The sequence below is a fragment of the Pseudolysinimonas sp. 10J20-29 genome, assembly GCF_055809595.1.
On record NZ_CM147917.1, the window covers coordinates 1965555 to 1983300 of the forward strand.

At 69.5% G+C, this 17746-nt stretch carries 14 protein-coding genes; 6 read left to right on the plus strand and 8 right to left on the minus strand.

Features of this window, described 5'->3' with window-relative positions; genetic code table 11:
- Positions 1 to 61: 61 nt before the first annotated feature.
- Entirely contained in the window at positions 62 to 1000 is a 939-nt protein-coding gene (gene uriH, locus AC0L6Y_RS09550; protein ID WP_473551469.1) for a uridine-preferring nucleoside hydrolase UriH, read from the plus strand.
- 1752 nt (positions 1001 to 2752) lie between these two features.
- Here the strand turns inward: uriH and AC0L6Y_RS09555 are convergent.
- The 7 genes from AC0L6Y_RS09555 to AC0L6Y_RS09585 all read right to left on the minus strand — a co-directional run bounded on the left by AC0L6Y_RS09555 (position 2753) and on the right by AC0L6Y_RS09585 (position 10995).
- Complete coding sequence (locus tag AC0L6Y_RS09555) at positions 2753 to 4048, minus strand: thymidine phosphorylase (RefSeq protein WP_473551472.1); 1296 nt, start codon at positions 4046 to 4048, stop codon at positions 2753 to 2755.
- Positions 4045 to 4449, minus strand: a complete 405-nt coding sequence (locus AC0L6Y_RS09560) for a cytidine deaminase (protein WP_473551474.1) — start codon at positions 4447 to 4449, stop codon at positions 4045 to 4047. Before AC0L6Y_RS09560 ends, AC0L6Y_RS09555 begins: the two co-directional genes overlap by 4 nt.
- Before the next feature lie 2 nt (positions 4450 to 4451).
- Positions 4452 to 5726: an ABC transporter permease gene (locus AC0L6Y_RS09565; protein ID WP_473551478.1), complete on the minus strand. Its 1275-nt coding sequence runs from the start codon at positions 5724 to 5726 to the stop codon at positions 4452 to 4454.
- Complete coding sequence (locus AC0L6Y_RS09570; RefSeq protein WP_473551481.1) at positions 5723 to 6946, minus strand: ABC transporter permease; 1224 nt, start codon at positions 6944 to 6946, stop codon at positions 5723 to 5725. Before AC0L6Y_RS09570 ends, AC0L6Y_RS09565 begins: the two co-directional genes overlap by 4 nt.
- Positions 6943 to 8454: an ABC transporter ATP-binding protein gene (locus AC0L6Y_RS09575; protein WP_473551484.1), complete on the minus strand. Its 1512-nt coding sequence runs from the start codon at positions 8452 to 8454 to the stop codon at positions 6943 to 6945. Before AC0L6Y_RS09575 ends, AC0L6Y_RS09570 begins: the two co-directional genes overlap by 4 nt.
- Positions 8369 to 9679 carry a BMP family lipoprotein gene (locus AC0L6Y_RS09580; RefSeq protein WP_473551488.1) on the minus strand — a complete coding sequence of 437 codons (1311 nt, stop codon included), beginning with the start codon at positions 9677 to 9679 and terminating at the stop codon, positions 8369 to 8371. The genes AC0L6Y_RS09575 and AC0L6Y_RS09580 overlap by 86 nt, the downstream gene beginning before the upstream one ends.
- A 191-nt stretch (positions 9680 to 9870) precedes the next feature.
- Positions 9871 to 10995 (minus strand): mannose-1-phosphate guanylyltransferase, encoded by a 1125-nt coding sequence (locus AC0L6Y_RS09585; protein ID WP_473551491.1) that lies wholly within the window; start codon positions 10993 to 10995, stop codon positions 9871 to 9873.
- Positions 10996 to 11097: 102 nt separating this feature from the next.
- Here AC0L6Y_RS09585 and AC0L6Y_RS09590 point away from each other — a divergent pair, with 102 nt between their 5' ends.
- The 5 genes from AC0L6Y_RS09590 (at position 11098) to AC0L6Y_RS09610 (ending at position 15784) form a co-directional block, all read left to right on the plus strand.
- Positions 11098 to 12255 carry a glycosyltransferase family 4 protein gene (locus AC0L6Y_RS09590; protein ID WP_473551494.1) on the plus strand — a complete coding sequence of 386 codons (1158 nt, stop codon included), beginning with the start codon at positions 11098 to 11100 and terminating at the stop codon, positions 12253 to 12255.
- A gap of 207 nt (positions 12256 to 12462) precedes the next feature.
- Complete coding sequence (gene sdhC, locus AC0L6Y_RS09595; protein ID WP_473558424.1) at positions 12463 to 12798, plus strand: succinate dehydrogenase, cytochrome b556 subunit; 336 nt, start codon at positions 12463 to 12465, stop codon at positions 12796 to 12798.
- Positions 12798 to 13232 (plus strand): succinate dehydrogenase/fumarate reductase transmembrane subunit, encoded by a 435-nt coding sequence (locus AC0L6Y_RS09600; protein WP_473551497.1) that lies wholly within the window; start codon positions 12798 to 12800, stop codon positions 13230 to 13232. Before sdhC ends, AC0L6Y_RS09600 begins: the two co-directional genes overlap by 1 nt.
- Before the next feature lie 3 nt (positions 13233 to 13235).
- Positions 13236 to 15020 (plus strand): succinate dehydrogenase flavoprotein subunit, encoded by a 1785-nt coding sequence (gene sdhA / locus AC0L6Y_RS09605; protein WP_473551501.1) that lies wholly within the window; start codon positions 13236 to 13238, stop codon positions 15018 to 15020.
- Positions 15020 to 15784, plus strand: a complete 765-nt coding sequence (locus AC0L6Y_RS09610; RefSeq protein ID WP_473551503.1) for a succinate dehydrogenase iron-sulfur subunit — start codon at positions 15020 to 15022, stop codon at positions 15782 to 15784. The genes sdhA and AC0L6Y_RS09610 overlap by 1 nt, the downstream gene beginning before the upstream one ends.
- A gap of 175 nt (positions 15785 to 15959) precedes the next feature.
- On the opposite strand, the gene AC0L6Y_RS09615 is transcribed toward AC0L6Y_RS09610, so the two are convergent.
- Complete coding sequence (locus tag AC0L6Y_RS09615) at positions 15960 to 17543, minus strand: sigma-70 family RNA polymerase sigma factor (RefSeq protein WP_473551506.1); 1584 nt, start codon at positions 17541 to 17543, stop codon at positions 15960 to 15962.
- Positions 17544 to 17746 lie beyond the last annotated feature (203 nt).

A 17746-nucleotide genomic window follows, 5' to 3' on the forward strand; every position in this document is an offset into this window, starting at 1 on the left:
CCAGCGTAGTTGGGAGTCGCCTGGAAATTCCCCCGGATCCGAAGAGGATTACGCTCAAACCATGACGGCACGAAAGATCATCCTCGACTGCGATCCCGGTCACGACGACGCGATCGCGATGCTGCTGGCGCACGGCAGCCCCGAGGTCGAGCTGGTGGCCGTGACCACGGTCGCCGGCAACGCGTCGCTCGCGAACGTGACCCGCAACGCGCTGTCGGTGGCGCGCATCGCGGGGATCACCGGCATCCCGTTTGCTGCCGGGGCCGCGCGCCCGCTCGTGCGGCGCACCGAGTTCGCGCCGACCATCCACGGCGACTCGGGGCTCGACGGGCCGGAGCTGCCCGAACCCGAGATCGAGCTGGACCCGCGCTCGGCGGCGCAGCTGATCATCGACCTGGTGATGGCGCACGAGCCCGGTGAGATCACGCTGGTCCCGACGGGGGCGCTGACCAACATCGCCCTCGCGGCCCGGCTCGAGCCGCGCATCGTGCCGCGCGTGCGCGAGGTCGTGCTGATGGGCGGCGGCGTGCACGTCGGCAACTGGAACGCGACGAGCGAGTTCAACATCGTCATCGATCCCGAGGCCGCGCACATCGTCTTCAACGAGGACTGGCCGCTCACCATGGTCGGCCTCGATGTGACGCACCAGGCGCTCGCGACGGATGCCGTCCGCGACGCGATCACCGAGCTCGACACCGTGCCGGGCCGGTTCACCCTCGAGCTGCTGGACTTCTTCGCCGACACCTACCGTCGCGAGCAGGGCTTCACGTATCCGCCGGTGCACGACCCGGTCGCGGTCGCGTATGTGATCGACCCGAGCGTGCTGCACGTCGTGAAGGCGCCGCTCGACGTCGAGCTGTCGGGAACGCTCACGCTCGGCATGACGGTCGCCGACCTGCGGATGCCGGCGCCCGCTGACTGCCGCACGCAGGTCTCGCTCGGCCTCGACCAGGAGCGCTTCTGGTCCCTCGTGGTCTCCGCCCTCCGCCGCATCGGCTGACCCGCCGCGCGGGGCCAGGCGGGGCGGGGCGGGTCAGTCGGCGAGGATCTCGACGGAGCGCCAGGAGACCCAGGACGGGCTCGTGCGGGTCGTGACGCGCACCCCCGTCGCATCCGGGACGGGAGCGAACTCGAGTTCGAGCACGTCGCCGTCGCGGGTCTCGCCATCCAGCACCCCGACCTCGCGCCAGGCGCCGTCGGCCCCGCGCACCTCCACGACGTGCACCGTCCGCCCCTCCGGATATTGGGCCACCCGCAGCCGGACGAGGCCGACCGTCGCCGGCTCGGCGAGCGTCACCTCGATCCACTGCGGCGCATCCGCCCCCGACCCCCACTGGGTGTTCGGCTCCCCGTTCGATCGCGGCCGCCGCCGGCTCATCGGGCAGGTCCCGTGACGCGGTTGCGGCCCCCGTGCGCGCGAGATCCGGGTCGACCAGCACCGGCGTGCACGGGTCAGGCCATGCCGCCGGCGCGAGCGCGTCTAGCAGGTGGTCGGAGTCGTCGCGCAGCCCCCAGGCGGCATCGCCGATCGCGATCGGCGCGCGCAGGTAGCCCCACTGCAGCCAGCCGTCGAAGCCCGCCGCGCACGAGTCGGCGGTCCACTCCTGCAGGGCGAGGGCGGCCTCCGCGGCCGAGTCGTAGTCGGCGACGAACGCGCCCACCTCGCCCATGATGACCGGAACGTCGGGGGCGTCCGGCATCCCGAAGTTCTCGGCGATCTGCGCGATCGAGATGTCGGATGCGGGGTAGGCGTGGAAGTCGAAGAAGTCCAGGTCGGCCGCGGTGAGCAGCGGCGCGGTGTCGACGTACCAGTCGCCGCCGATCGAGGTGGGGTTGGGGAACTTCGGGGCGAAGAAGCCGGAGGTGACGAGCGCGGTCGGGTCGTGCTCGCGGATCGTCGCCGACGCCGTGTTGAGGTAGTTCGTGACGCCCGCGATGACGAGCGCCCGCTTCTGCTCGGCGTCCTCGAGGTCGTAGACGCGCCCGTCGGCGCCGGTGACCTCCCCCTCGTCGAGCGACAGCGGCGGCTGGGCCGAGAACACCCACTGCTCGTTGACGATCGACCAGGCGAGGACCGCGTCCAACGGCGCGGAGCGCTCGAGCAGCCCGGTCAACAGGTCGGCCCAGTAGCGGGATGCCGCTTCCGCACCCTCGGCGGTCAGGAACACCGTGTTGCGGTAGCCCGCGAACTCCGCGGAGGAGCCGCGGTCGGCGATCGCCGTGTACGGGCCACCGTCGGGGAGGTCGTTCGAGGTCAGCACGAGGAAGATGCCCGCATCGCGCGCGATCCGCAGCGTCTCTGCGATGTTGTCCAGGAACTCCGGGTTGAGCCCCTCGGCGCCGGCTTCGGCGATGCAGACCGGGCCGACCGTGCAGGTGTCCAGGAAGATGCGCACCGTGGTGTAGCCGCGCGCGGCGAGGCCGTCGAAGTCGGAGCGCACCTGGCCGGCGTCGAAGATGCCGGGCGAGAAGAACCGGTCCTGCAGTCCGCCAGCCGCGGGCACGATGTTGAAGTAGTTCGTTCCGCGCACGGCGAAGGGCCGCCCGGTGCGCGTGTCGACGAATGCCCCGTCGATGATCTGGATCGGATGCTCGGACGCGCCATCGTCGGCGCGTTCGGTCTCCGTGGGCGCGGGTGCCCCGACGCATCCGGTCAGCAGCGCCCCGACGGTCAACGTGAGAGCAACTCCACGCCAGCTCATGCCGTCACCCTACCGACCCCGCCGTCGATCGCCGAGCGGGGCGGCGGGGGCTAGGCGATGCGGTCGGCGATGAGGGGGCCGCCGGTGAGGATCTCGTCGCCGGGGTCGCCGATGCGGTAGGCGCCGTCGAGGGCCTCCAGGGCGCGGTCGAAGCGCGCCGCGTCCTCGGCGCCGAGGGTGAACAGCGGGTCGCCGACGCGCACCTCGTCGCCCGGCTTCTTATGCAGGTCGATGCCCGCCGAATGGATGACCGGGTCCTGCTGGCGCGCCCGACCCGCCCCGAGCCGCCAGGCCGCGATCCCGAACGGGAGCGCCTGCTGCTCGACGAGCACGCCGTCGCGCTCGGCCCGCACCATGTGGGTCTCGCGCGGGCTCGGCAGCGCCGCGTCGGGGTCGCCGCCCTGGGCCTGGATCATGGAGCGCCAGGTGTCCATCGCCTTGCCGGAGGCGAGCTGCCCCTCGACGTCGGCGTCGGGGACGCCCGCCAGGTCGAGCATCTCGCGGGCGAGGGCGAGCGTCAGCTCGCGCACGTCGGCGGGACCGCCGCCGGCGAGCACCTCGACCGACTCGCGCACCTCGTTGGCGTTGCCGATCGCAAGGCCGAGCGGCACGTTCATGTTGGTCAGCAGCGCCCGGGTCGCCACGCCCGCGTCGGTGCCGAGGCGCACCATCGTCTCGGCGAGCTCGCGACTGCGCGCCGGATCCTGCAGGAAGGCGCCGGAGCCGAACTTCACGTCGAGCACCAGAGCGGCGGTGCCTTCGGCGATCTTCTTGCTCATGATCGAGGAGGCGATGAGCGGAATCGACTCGACGGTGCCGGTGATGTCGCGCAGCGCATACAGCTTGCCGTCGGCCGGGGCGAGCCCGGATCCGGCGGCGCAGATGACGGCGCCGACCTCTTCGAGCTGCGCCATGAACTCCTCGTTGGAGAGCGCGGCCCGCCAGCCGGGGATCGACTCGAGCTTGTCGAGCGTGCCGCCGGTGTGGCCGAGCCCGCGCCCGGAGAGCTGCGGCACGGCGACGCCGAAGGAGGCCACGAGCGGCGCGAGCGGCAGGGTGATCTTGTCGCCCACTCCCCCGGTCGAATGCTTGTCGGTGGTGCGCTTGCTCAGGCCCGAGAAGTCGAGCCGCTCGCCGCTCGCGATCATCGCCAGGGTGAGGTCGCGGATCTCATCGCGGCCCATCCCGTTGAGGAAGATCGCCATCGTCATGGCCGACATCTGCTCGTCGGCGACGTAGCCACGCGTGTAGGCGTTGACGAGCCAGTCGATCTGCGGCGTCGACAGCTCGCCGCCGTCGCGCTTGGTGCGGATCAGGTCGACGACGTCAAAAGGCTCGACGCTCATGATTCTCGATACTCCTGCAGGGTTCGGGGCCCGAAGGCGTCGGGCAGCACCTCATCGATGGTCCGGATGCCCGAGACGGTGTCGAGCAGCATGCCCTCGGCGGAGTGCTCGAACAGCAGCTGCCGGCAGCGTCCGCAGGGCATCAGCGCGTTGCCGTGCCCGTCGACGCAGGTGAAGGCGACCAGCTTGCCGCCGCCCGACATCCAGAGCGCCGACACCAGCGAGCATTCGGCGCAGAGCGTGACCCCGTAGGAGGCATTCTCGACGTTCGCGCCGGTGATGACGCGCCCGTCGTCGACGATCGCCGCGACCCCGACCGGGAAGTTCGAGTAGGGAACGTAGGCATGCACCAGCGCGGCGCGCGCCTCGGCGCGCAGCGCATCCCAGTCGATCTCGGACATCGTCAGCTCTTGACGTACGGCTGGCCGTCGGCGGCGGGAGGACGTGACCGCCCGACCAGGCCGGCGACCGCGAAGATGGTCACCAGGTACGGCAGCATCAGCATGAACTCGCTCGGCACCGGCGACCCGATCACGCTGAGCGCGTTCTGCAGGTTGGAGGCGAACCCGAACAGCAGTGCCGCGAGCACGGCGCGGATCGGATCCCAGCGTCCGAAGATCACGGCGGCGAGGGCGATGAAGCCCGCACCCGCGGTCATGTCCTTGTTGAACGCGCCGACGGATCCGAGAGTGATGAACGCGCCGCCGAGACCGGCGATCGCGCCCGCGAGCGACACGTTCCAGAACCGCGTGCGGTTGACGTTGATGCCGACGGTGTCGGCGGCGGTCGGGTGCTCGCCGACCGAGCGCAGACGCAGTCCCCACCGGGTCTTGTAGAGCCCGTAGGCCACCAGGGCGACGATCACGTACATCAGGTACACGATGACCGTCTGGCGGAACAGCGCCGGACCGATCAGCGGGATCTCGCTGAGCAGCGGGATGGCGATCGTCTCGAAGCGGTCGGGCGAGTTGAAGGTGGAGCTGTCTTCGCTCAGCCACTTGGAGAACAGGAAGCCCGTGAGTCCGGAGATCAGCACGTTGATGACGACGCCGACGATCACCTGGTTGACGAGGTAGCGGATCGCGAAGGTGGCGAGGATGAACGAGACGAGCATCCCGGCGACGGCGGCCGCCACGAGCCCGGCGAGCGGGATCCCGGTGATGCTGCCGACGACGGCCGACACGAAGGCGCCCGCGAGCAGCTGACCCTCGATGGCGATGTTGATCACGCCGCCGCGCTCGGAGATCACGCCGCCCATGGCGCCGAAGATCAGCGGCACCGACAGCGCGATGGTGCCGGTCAGCAGACCGGGCACCTGCAGGGTGCTGCCGGCTGCGGCCCAGGCGAGGAAGCCGATGAGCAGCACGGCAGCGCCCGCGATCGGCATCCAGCTCGGAACGCGCTGGCCGCGCCGAACGAGCAGCGCCGACCAGACGGCGACGCCCGCGGTGAGGATCGTCACGACGATGCCCGAGGCGAGCGCCGGGAACTCGGCGACCGGCAGCTGCAGCAGGTCGGTTCGCGCCGAGAAGTTGAAGCGCGTCGGGGCGTCCTCGGCCAGGAGCACGAAGAGCACGAAGGCGACGACGGCGAGTCCGGCGAACGCGATCGGGACCTTCCATCGGCCCTTCTGGGCGACGCCCGTGGCCGCGGTGCTTTCGGGTGCGAGCTTGGTCACGCGGCCACCGCCTTCGACTCGGCGCCGGTTTTGGCACCGGGGAGGCGGAAGATCGCCCGCACGAGCGGCGGCGCCGCGATGAACAGGACGATGAGCGACTGGACGACCAGCACGATGTCGATCGGGACGCCCTGCGAGGCCTGCATCGTGAAGCCGCCGGTCTTGAACGCGCCGAACAGGATTCCGGCGGCGAACACGCCCCACGGTCGGGAGCGGCCGAGCAGCGCGACGGTGATGGCGTCGAAGCCGATTCCCGCATCCACCGCGCTCGTGAAGCCGCTCGTGACCGTGCCCAGCACCTCGGTCGATGCCGCGAGTCCGGCGTAGCCGCCCGCGATGAGCATCACGTAGAGGTACATGCGCTCGACCTTGATGCCCGCGGTGCGCGCCGCATCCGGGTTGAACCCGACGGCGCGGAACTTGAAGCCGAGGCTCGAGCGCTCGAGCAGCCACCAGGCCAGGACGGTGGAGGCGACAACAAGGACGAAGCCCCAGTGCAGGTTGAAGGGCGAGCCGAAGATCGCCGGCAGCACGGCCGTCTCGGCCGCGGGCGGCGACTTCGGGTTGTTCGACGCCGGGTTCTGCAGCACCGGGGTGCGCAGCAGGTAGGAGACCAGGTAGAACGCGACGTAGTTCAGCATGATCGTCACGATCACCTCGTGGGCGCCGGTGCGCGCCTTGAGGAATCCGGCGATGCCGCCCCAGAGCGCGCCGCCGATGATGCCGAGCAGCACCGCGACGACGAGGTGGACGCCGACCGGCAGGTCGAACGCGAAGCTCGCGTATCCGGCGAACGCGGCGCCGATGATGATCTGGCCGCGGCCGCCGATGTTGAACAGGCCGACCCGGAAGGCGATCGCGACGCCGAGTCCGGCGGCGATGAGCGGGGTGGCGAACACCAGCGTCTGCGTGATCGGCCGGATGGCGAGCAGCAGGTCGTCGCGACGCGCGTCGTAGATCGCTCCCTGGAACAGGGCGACGTACGCGCCGCTGATCGACTGCCAGATCGCGCCGAAGGTGTCGGCCGGCCGGCTGAAGAAGTAGCCCGCGGCCTCCTGCACATCAGGGTCGGTGATGGCGATCAGGATGCCGCCGATCAGAATCGCGAGCAGGATCGCCAGCAGCGACAGCAGCGCGTTTCCCGTGGTGATCTCGGTGAGGGCTCGCCGCCACCGGTTCGTCTCGGCGGGCGCCCCCGGCGCCTGTTCCGTCGTCGTCATGCCGCGTCCTCCGCCTTCTCGCCCGCCATCATCAGACCGAGCTTCTCGCGCGGGGTGTCCGCCGGCACGATGCCGACGATCCCGCCCTTGTACATGACCGCGATGCGGTCGGCGAGCGCGGTCACCTCATCGAGTTCCGTCGACACCACCACGACCGGGATTCCCGCGTCGCGCGCCGACACGATCTGCTCGTGCACGAATTCGATCGAGCCGACGTCGAGTCCGCGCGTCGGCTGGGCGGCGACGAGCAGCTTGAGCTCGCGACTCAGCTCGCGCGCCAGCACGACCTTCTGCTGGTTTCCGCCGGAGAGCCGGCCGACCGGCGTCTGCCGGCCGGGGGCGCGGATGTCGAACTCCGCGATCTTCTCGTCGGCGAACGTGGCGAGGTAGTCCAGCTTCAGGCTTCCCCGCTCGACGAACGGGGCCCCGTCGGAGCGGTCGAGCATGAGGTTCTCGGCGATGGTGAACTCGGCGACGAGCCCGTCGACCTTGCGGTCCTCGGGGATGAAGCCGACGCCGGCCTCGAGGACCTCGCTGACGTGGCGTCCGACCAGCTCGACCCCGTTCAGCAGGATCGACCCGCGCAGCCGCGGCTGAAGACCCATGATCGCTTCGGTGAACTCGGTCTGCCCGTTGCCCTGCACCCCGGCGATCGCAACGATCTCGCCGCCGCGCACCTCGAGGTCGAGGTTGTCGACGACACGGTGTCCGCGCGCGTCGACGACGGTGAGCCCGTTCACGACGAACGACTCGTCGCGCAGCGTCGGCGGCTCCTTGTCGACCGTCAGGTCGACGGCGCGCCCGACCATGAGCGAGGCGAGTTCGGCGTTCGTGGCGGTGGGGGCGGCCTCGCCGACCACCTTGCCGAGTCGGATGACCGTGATGCGGTCGGCGACCTCGCGCACCTCGCGGAGCTTGTGAGTGATGAAGACGATGGAGGCGCCGCCCTCCTTGAGCTGGCGCATGATCGCCATCAGCTCGTCGGTCTCCTGCGGCGTGAGCACCGCGGTCGGCTCATCGAAGACGAGCACGCGCGCGTCCTGCGACAGCGCCTTGATGATCTCGACCCGCTGCTGCACGCCCACGGGGAGATCTTCGACGAGCGCATCCGGGTCGATGTCGAAGCCGAATCGCTCCGCCAGCTCCCGCACCTTCGCCCGCGCGCCGTCCAGATCCAGCCGTCCGCCCCAGCGCGTGGTCTCGTGGCCGAGCATCACGTTCTCGGCGACGGTGAAGACGGGGATCAGCATGAAGTGCTGGTGGACCATTCCGATGCCGGCGGCCATGGCGTCACCGGGGCCGGCGAAGTGCTGCACCTTGTCGTCGAGGAGGATCTCGCCCTCGTCCGCACGGTAGAGCCCGTACAGCACGTTCATCAGGGTCGACTTGCCGGCGCCGTTCTCGCCGAGCAGCGCGTGGATCTCACCCGCCTGGACCTCCAGGTCGATGTGGTCGTTCGCGACGAGTGCGCCGAAGCGCTTGGTGATTCCTCGCAACTCGAGTTTCACGTCGATGTCCTTTCGTCGCGGTGCGGCGGCAGTGCCGAGCCCAGCGTATCCGGAGCCGAAAAAGTTGGGGAGAACAGGAGCGGGGAAGCCGACCCGAAGGCCGACCTCCCCGCTCCGTGGTGCGAGTTAGCCCGCGAGGTACGAGGTGACCTCGATGTCGCCGGCGATGATCCCCGCGATGAGCGCGTTCGATCTCGGCAGCGAGCTCGCTGTCAACCTGGCTCTCGTAGTCGTGGAACGGCGCGATGCCGATGCCACCGTTCTCCAGCGTGCCGACGTACGGCGTCGCGTCGAACGAGCCCTCGCCGACCGCCGTGACGACGTCAGCCGTCGCGACCGAGATCTGCTTGAGGATCGAGGTCAGGAACAGGTCCGCGTTGTCGGGGTCGGTCACGGTGAGGTCCGCGTCGACGCCGATCATGACGATCGACTCGCCCGAGTCACGGACGGCCTCGACGGCGCTGAGGTAGATCGGTCCGCCGACCGGGAGCAGCACGTCGGCGCCCTGGTCGATGAGGTTCTGCGCGGCGTTGCGCGCATCCGTTCCGGCCTCGAACGAGCCGATGAAGGTTCCGTCCTGAGCGTCGCGGTCCCAGCCGAGCACCTCGACCGAGGCGCCCTTCTCGGAGTTGTAGTAGTCAACACCCTGGGCGAAGCCGTCCATGAAGATGGAGACCGTCGGGAAGTTCATTCCGCCGAAGGTTCCGACGACGCCGCTCGTGGTGTAGCTCGCGGCAACGTAGCCCGCGAGGAACGCCGCACCGGCGGTGTCGAACAGGATCGGCTTGATGTTGTCGGAGTCGGTGGCACCGTCGAAGTCGGCGTCGCCGAAGTCGTCGATGATCGCGAAGCTGACGTCGGGGTTGGCGAGCGCCGCCTCCGAGGTGGCCGCCGAGAGGTTGAAGCCGACCGTCACGACCAGGTCGCAGCCCTCGGCGACGAGGTTCTCGATGTTCGGCAGGTAGTCGGCGTCGGTGTTGGACTCGACCGCGATGTAGTCGGCTCCGAGCTCCTCGGTCGCCGTCTCGATGCCGCCGAGCGACAGCTCGTTGAACGAGTTGTCGTCGAAGCCGCCGAAGTCGGAGACGATGCAGGGCAGGTAGTCGATCGCGCCGTCGGTGTCGCCGCCGTCTTCGGGTGCCGACGCACAGCCGGTGAGCACGAGCGCGCTCGTGCCGAGCACGGCGAGACCGGCGAGACCGGTCTTGCGGAAAGTGATTGTCACGGTGTCCTCCAAGAATGCGCGCACGGCAGGATGCCGAGCGTTTTCCTCACGTTACCCAATTCGCGGCCGTCTGCCGACCGCCTGCACCGAGTGATGACCGAAGCGTTACAAACCTGGGATTGTGGCGAAACGATTCCGAAATGTTGAGCCCGTCAACACAGTTTTCCGGCTCGAAACGGCGGATTCGTGCGCTACAGGACGCCGTCGCGACCCGACAGCTTGAGGGCGTCGACGACGCTCTTCACGCGCTGCGCGTGCTCGCTCGTCGTCACCAGCAGTGCGTCCGGCGTGTCGACGACGACGATGTCCTGCACGCCGATGAGGGAGATGATCCGGTCGGTGGTCGAGATGACGATCCCGCTGGCCGAGTCCGACAGCACGCGGGCGTTCTCGCCCAGGATCGCCAGGTTGGCCGGCCGCCCGCCGGAGTGCAGCTTGGCGATCGACGCAAAATCGCCGACGTCGTCCCAGCCGAAGCGACCGGGGATGACCGCGAGGCGGCCGGCCTCCGCCGCGGGCTCGGCGACCGAGTAGTCGATCGCGATCTTGGTGAGCTTCGGCCAGACCCGGTCGACCACCGGACCGCGGCGCGCCGGCTCGTCCCAGGCCTCCGCCAGCTCCTCCAGCCCCGCGAGCAGCTCGGGCTGGGTCGCGCCGATCTCCTCCAAGAGCCGGTCGGCGCGCGCGATGAACATGCCCGCGTTCCACAGGTGATGGCCTTCGCCCACGTACCGGCGCGCGGTCTCGAGGTCGGGCTTCTCGACGAAGCTCTCGACGCGCAGCGCATCGGGCGCGCCGTCGATCGCGAGGGCCTCGCCGCAGTGGATGTAGCCGAAGCCCACCGCGGGCTCGTTCGGGGTGATGCCGATCGTCGCGATGTACCCGGCGTCGGCGGCCATCACCGCCTGCTCGACGGCGGCGCGGAACTTCGCCGGCTCGTGGATGACGTGATCGGCGGCGAAGGAGCCGATGATGACGTCCGGTTCGCGGCGACGCAGGATGGCGGCGGCCAGCCCGATCGCGGCGGTCGAATCCTTCGGCTCGCTCTCCAGGACCACGTTCGGGTCGGCCAGCTCGGGGATCTGCTCCTCGACCGCGGCCCGGTGCGCGCGACCGGTGACCACCATGACCCGCTGCGGGCCCGAGATCGGCGCCAGCCGCTCCCAGGTCGCCCGGAGCAGGGTCTGGCCCGAGCCGGTGAGATCGTGCAGGAACTTGGGCGCATCCGCGCGCGAGAGCGGCCACAGGCGCGAGCCCACTCCGCCCGCGGGGATCACACTGTAGAACCGGTCCAACGCCGACGCTCGCTCAGCCATGCGCCCCACCCTACGCACCTTGTGTTAACGCAATTCGACACGGTGCGTACACCCTCTCGTTACCCGCGCTCCTTAACGTCAAGGAAAGCCGGGAGGTGGATCATGGGACGTCGAGTCGCGGTCGTCAGCGAGAGCTTCCTTCCGACCCTCAACGGCGTGACGACGAGCGTCATCAAGCTGCTGGAGCACCTCGCCGATCGCGGCGACGAGGCGATGCTGATCGTGCCGGCGGCGGGGTCGCCGCGGCAGTTCGCCGGGTTCCCCGTGCACGAGGTTCCCGCTCTCGCGTACCGGCAGTTCCCGGTGGGTCTGCCCAACTCGCAGATCAGCGGACTGCTGACGCGCTTCCGCCCCGACGTGGTGCACGTCGCCTCGCCGTTCCTGCTCGGCGCCCAGTCGATCGCGGCGGCCAACCGCCTCGATGTGCCGACGGTGGCGATCTACCAGACGGATGTCTCCGGCTACGCGCGCCGCAACCGTCTCGCCGTCGCCTCCAACTTCGCCTGGCGGATCGTGCGCTGGATCCACGAGGGCGCCGACCTCACCCTCGCCCCGTCCTCGACGTCGATCGCCGCACTGGAGGAGGCGGGCGTTCCGCGCCTGGAGCGCTGGGGACGCGGCGTCGACACCGACCGCTACCACCCGGGGCACCGGTTCACGGCCCGCGCCCGCGAACTGCGCGCCGAGCTCGCCCCGAACGGCGAGGTCATCCTCGGCTACGTGGGGCGCATCGCCCCGGAGAAGAGCCTCGAGCGGCTCGCCGAGCTGGCCGGCATCCCGGGCATCCGCATCGTGATCGTCGGCGGCGGCCCGGCGATGCCGAGCGTCACCCGCGCCCTCGAGGGGATGCCGGTGACCTATCTCGGCGAGCTGCGCGGCGAGGAGCTGTCGGCCGCCTACGCGAGCTTCGACGTCTTCGTGCACACCGGCACCGAGGAGACGTTCGGCCAGACGCTGCAGGAGGCGCACGCCAGCGGGCTCGCCGTCGTCGCGCCGCGCGCGGGCGGACCGATCGACCTGATCGAGGACCAGGTCGACGGGGTGCTGTACGACCCGACGGCGGACGGAGCCCTCGAGGCCGCCGTGCGCCCGCTCGTCGCCGACGCCGAGCTGCGCGCCCGCTGGGGCGAGGCGGGGCGCCGGAAGGTCATCGGACGCACCTGGGGCCGCCTCTGCGACGAGCTGCTGGGCCACTACGACGAGGTGATCGCGGCACGCCGCGGCGCCGCCGCCACATCTCTCGACATCAAGACAAAGTAAGGTCGACCTCAGAAGCGGCCGTCGGTGCGAGCGCACTAGACTGGCCGTGTCCGAAGCAATGCGACCGGCGTGCCACCCGTCGACCGCGACGGAGACCCCGAGGAGGAGTCCGTGTCGAGTTCCGCTGCGCGTCCCGCGGCGGCTCCCACTGTCCCCGTTCCCGCCCCGCGACGTCCTGCTGGGACGCTGTATCGCGGCCGCGAAGGAATGTGGTCGTGGGTGCTGCACCGCATCACCGGGACCGCGATCTTCTTCTTCCTGCTGGTGCACATTCTCGACACCGCACTGATCCGCATCGACCCGCACGCGTACGACGCGGTCATCGGCGCCTACAAGACGCCGATCATGGGCATCGGCGAGCTCGGTCTCGTCGCCGCGATCGGCCTGCACGCGCTGAACGGCCTGCGCATCATCGCGATCGACTTCTTCTCCTGGGGCACCCGCCACCAGCGCCTGATGTTCTGGATCGTCATCGCGCTGTGGGTGCTGCTGCTCGTCGGCTTCGCCCCGCGCCACCTGATGCACGTCTTCGGAGGCGAGTGATGACCGCGGTACCTCTGCCCAACTCCCGACCGCCGCGTCGCGGCGTCAACTGGGAGAAGTGGGGCTGGCTCTACATGCGCGTCTCGGGCGTTCTGCTCGTCGTGCTGATCTTCGGCCACCTGCTCGTCAACCTGTTCCTCGGCGAGGGCGTCAAGGCGATCGACTTCGCCTTCGTCGCCGGCAAGCTCGCGGATCCGTTCTGGATCGTCTGGGATCTGCTGCTGCTCTGGCTGGCGCTCATCCACGGCTCCAACGGCATGCGCACGCTCGTCAACGACTACGCGCACGGCCGCCTGCGGAAGGTGCTGCTCGTCGCGCTTCTCGTCTCGACGATCGTGCTGCTCGTTCTCGGCACGCTCGTGCTGACCACCTTCGACCCCTGCATCGGCGACCCCGCGTCGACCGGTCTCCAAGAGCTCTGCGAGGCACAGTAAGACATGGAGTTCACCGACGGTGACGTCATTGACGGCGTCCACTACCACCAGTTCGACGTCGTCATCATCGGTGCCGGCGGCGCCGGGATGCGCGCGGCCATCGAGGCCGGCCCGAAGGCCAAGACCGCGGTCATCACCAAGCTCTACCCGACCCGCTCGCACACCGGCGCGGCACAGGGCGGCATGGCCGCCGCCCTCGCCAACGTCGAGGAGGACAGCTGGGAGTGGCACACCTTCGACACCGTGAAGGGCGGCGACTACCTCGTCGACCAGGATGCGGCCGAGGTGCTCGCCAAGGAAGCGATCGACGCGGTTCTCGACCTTGAGAACATGGGTCTGCCGTTCAACCGCACCCCCGAGGGCAAGATCGACCAGCGCCGCTTCGGCGGCCACACGCGCGACCACGGCAAGGCCCCGGTGCGCCGCGCCTGCTACGCCGCCGACCGCACCGGCCACATGATCCTGCAGACGCTGTTCCAGAACTGCGTCAAGCTCGGCGTCAACTTCTTCAACGAGTACTACGCGCTCGACCTGGTGATGAACGACGGCAAGCCCGCCGGTGTCGTCGCCTACGAGCTGGCGACCGGTGAGATCCACGTCTTCCAGGCCAAGTCGATCGTGTTCGCGACCGGCGGCTTCGGCAAGATCTACAAGACCACCTCGAACGCGCACACCCTCACCGGTGACGGCGTCGGGATCATCTGGCGCAAGGGCCTGCCGCTGGAGGACATGGAGTTCTTCCAGTTCCACCCGACCGGTCTCGCCGGCCTCGGCATCCTGCTCACGGAGGGCGCCCGCGGTGAGGGCGCGATCCTGCGCAACGCCTCCGGTGAGCGCTTCATGGAGCGCTACGCCCCCACCATCAAGGACCTCGCACCGCGCGACATCGTCTCGCGCTGCATGGTGCAGGAGGTCGCGGAGGGCCGCGGCGCCGGACCGCACAAGGACTACGTGCTGCTGGACTGCACCCACCTGGGCGCCGAGGTCCTCGAGACGAAGCTCCCCGACATCACCGAGTTCGCGCGCACCTACCTCGGCGTCGACCCGGTGCACGAGCCGGTGCCGGTCATGCCGACCGCGCACTACGCGATGGGCGGCATCCCGACCAACATCAAGGCCGAGGTGCTGAGCGACAACGACACCGTCGTGCCCGGCCTCTACGCCGCCGGCGAGTGCGCCTGCGTCTCGGTGCACGGCTCGAACCGGCTCGGCACCAACTCGCTGCTCGACATCAACGTCTTCGGCAAGCGCGCGGGCAACTACGCCGTCGAGTACGCGAAGACCGCCGACTTCGTGCCGCTGCCGGAGAACCCGGCCAGCTTCGTCAGCGACCTCGTCGAGCAGCTGCGCAACTCGACCGGCACCGAGCGGATCGCCGCGATCCGCAAGGAGCTGCAGGACGAGATGGACAAGAACGCGCAGGTGTTCCGCACCGACGAGTCGCTCGAGAAGGTCACCCACACGATCTTCGAGCTGCGCGAGCGCTACAAGAACATCGGCATCCACGACAAGGGCCGGCGCTTCAACACCGACCTGCTCGAGGCGATCGAGCTGGGCTTCCTGCTCGACCTGGCGGAGGTCGTCGTCTACTCGGCGCGCAACCGCAAGGAGAGCCGCGGCGGCCACATGCGCGACGACTACCCGGACCGCGACGACGCCACCTACATGAAGCACACGATGGCGTACCTCACCGGCGACCCGCACTCGCCCGACGCCTCGGACCACATCACGCTCGACTGGAAACCGGTGGTCATCACCAACTACCAGCCCATGGAGAGGAAGTACTGATGGCCACCGCAACCGCCGAGGCTCCCGCACCCGCTCCCGAGGCGCCGATCCAGTCGTTCACGGTCACGCTCATCATCCGCCGCTTCGACCCGGAGACGATGGAGGAGCCGATCTGGCAGGACTTCGACGTCGAGATGTTCCCGACCGACCGCGTGCTGGATGCCCTGCACAAGATCAAGTGGGAGCAGGACGGCACGCTCACCTTCCGTCGCTCCTGCGCGCACGGGATCTGCGGCTCCGACGCGATGCGGATCAACGGCCGCAACCGGCTGGCCTGCAAGACCCTGATCAAGGATCTCGACATCTCGCAGCCGATCTACGTCGAGGCGATCAAGGGCCTTCCGCTGGAGAAGGACCTCATCGTCGACATGGAGCCGTTCTTCGAGTCGTACAAGCAGATCCAGCCGTTCCTCATCGCCGACTCGAAGCCGAAGGGCGGCAAGGAGCGCATCCAGTCGGTCGCGCAGCGCGAGCGCTTCGACGACACGACCAAGTGCATCCTGTGCGCCGCGTGCACGAGCTCCTGCCCGGTGTTCTGGACGGACGGCCAGTACTTCGGCCCCGCCGCGATCGTCAACGCGCACCGCTTCATCTTCGACAGCCGTGACGAGGGGTCGCAGGTGCGCCTCGACATCCTCAACGACAAGGAGGGGGTCTGGCGCTGCCGCACCACCTTCAACTGCTCGGAGGCGTGCCCGCGCGGCATCGAGGTGACCAAGGCGATCGCCGAGGTCAAGCAGGCGGTCCTGCGCGGCAAGGCGTAGCTCGCCCGCGCGGTCCGCGCAGAGGGACCGGCCCGCAGCTGCTGGGATTGCTGCGAGACCGGCCACTCCGTTGCGCCTCCGTAGGGATCCGGAGGCGAAGGCCGAACGGCCTTCCGTGAAAGAGACCGACACCCGTCGGCGCTATGACGCCGATTGAGCGAGAAATCTTCGCGAGTCAGCTGGTGGTCAGCGTGACCGGCAGCGCCGGGGCGGAGTTCAACCGCAGCGGCGCGATCAGGTCGTTCACCAGCGAGTCGAGCGGGCGCAGCAGACTGCCGAGGATGCCGCGCGAGCCGAGCAGCGACTCCAGGTAGCCGCGGTCGACGCTCTGCGACAGCGTGAGTCCCGCCGTATCGCCGGGAAGTCCGCTCACCGAGAGCTGGAAGGTTCCGTTGGCGGCGACCGTCGTCGTGGCGAGGATGCTGCCCGCCGCGGTCAGCGACACCGTGGCACCCGGGGTCGCAGTGCCCGACAGGTTCAGCGTGACATCGGCGGTCACCACCTCGCTGACGACCTCGCTGACGCCGCCGACCACCTCGCCGACGACCTCTCCGACGCCGCCGACCACCTCTCCGACGCCGCTGGCGACGTTGTCGACGGTCTGCGAGACGCCTCCGGTGCTCGCCTCGACCGTGCCGATGTCGCTCGGGTCGACCGGTTCGTCGTCGGGCTCCTCGACCTCCAGAGACGCCAGGATGTCCTCCCCCGGGGCCGGCGTCGACGCGTCCGCGGACGAACTCGACGTCGGCGGCGCCGGGTCCGCGTCGGTCGGCGTCGAGCCCGTGAGCACGAGCCCACCGCCGAGCACGGCGACGACCGCGATGCCGCTGACCAGCGCACCGGGGCCCGCGCTGGCGCCGGCCCCCAGGGCCACACCGCCGACGACGGGCGCCGCGGCGAGCGACGACTGCACGACCGCGTCCACCGCCTCCGGCATCGGCGGAATCGCCAGATCGCTCACCGGCGCGGAGCTCGAGGCGAGCGCCGCGAGCAGCGAGCCGCCGGCCACCCCGCCGAGCATCATCGGCAGCAGCACGAGCGCGAGCCGCGAGCCGACCTCATCGACCTCGTCGGACACGATCGAGCAGCGGGTGCAGCCGGGAAGGTGGGCATCCAGGCGAGCCTTCTCGCGCTTGCCCAGGCCGTTGCGGGCGTTCTCGCCCAGCTTCGCCATCGCCCAGCGGCACTCATCCGAGAGCCCCTCGTCGCTGATGTGGGCCTGCAGCCACGCCTTGCGCAGGCCCTCGCGGGCCCGATACGACAGCGCCGCGACGCCGTTCGCGCTCATCCCCATGATGGGCGCGACCTCGTGCGGGTCCATCCCCTCGACCTCGGTGTACCAGAGCACCGTCTGCCAGCGCTCCGGCAGCGTGCGGAAGGCCGTCGCCGTCAGCGTGCGATCGAGCGCCCACACGGCCGGATCCTCCGGGATCCGCTCGTCCTGGAAGTCCTCGATCATGTCGACCTGGACATCCCGCGACGCGGCCCCCCAGCTGCTCGCGAGATTTCGGATCGTCGTGTACAGGTACGGCCGGAACGCGCCGGTCGGTCCGCCACCCGCCAGAACACGTTGATAGATGCGCACATAGGCCTCGGAAACGAGGTCATCGGCGTCGATCGACGTGAACTGGCGGGCGACGCGAACAGCAGAACGATAGTGACGGCGCCAAAGTTCGGCGAACGCGCTCGTATCCCCCGCGCGCGCTCGCTCGATGTACTCGCCGTCCGAAGTCAATGCCTTCGCGTTGTGGCTGTTCATCCCCCTGAACCACTCCCCCGGCCCCTCTGAAGCCTCCCGGGAATGGAACACACGCAAGATCGCCGTGACGACGGTCCTCTTGCATCTCCATGCCCAGAGAGACGGGCCTCCCAGCAGGATATGACGCCAGTCGGCGAAAAAACATCCTCAAATTCCGAACACCCGGGAAACGGAGAGGTTCCGGCACGCCGCGGACGGGCCTC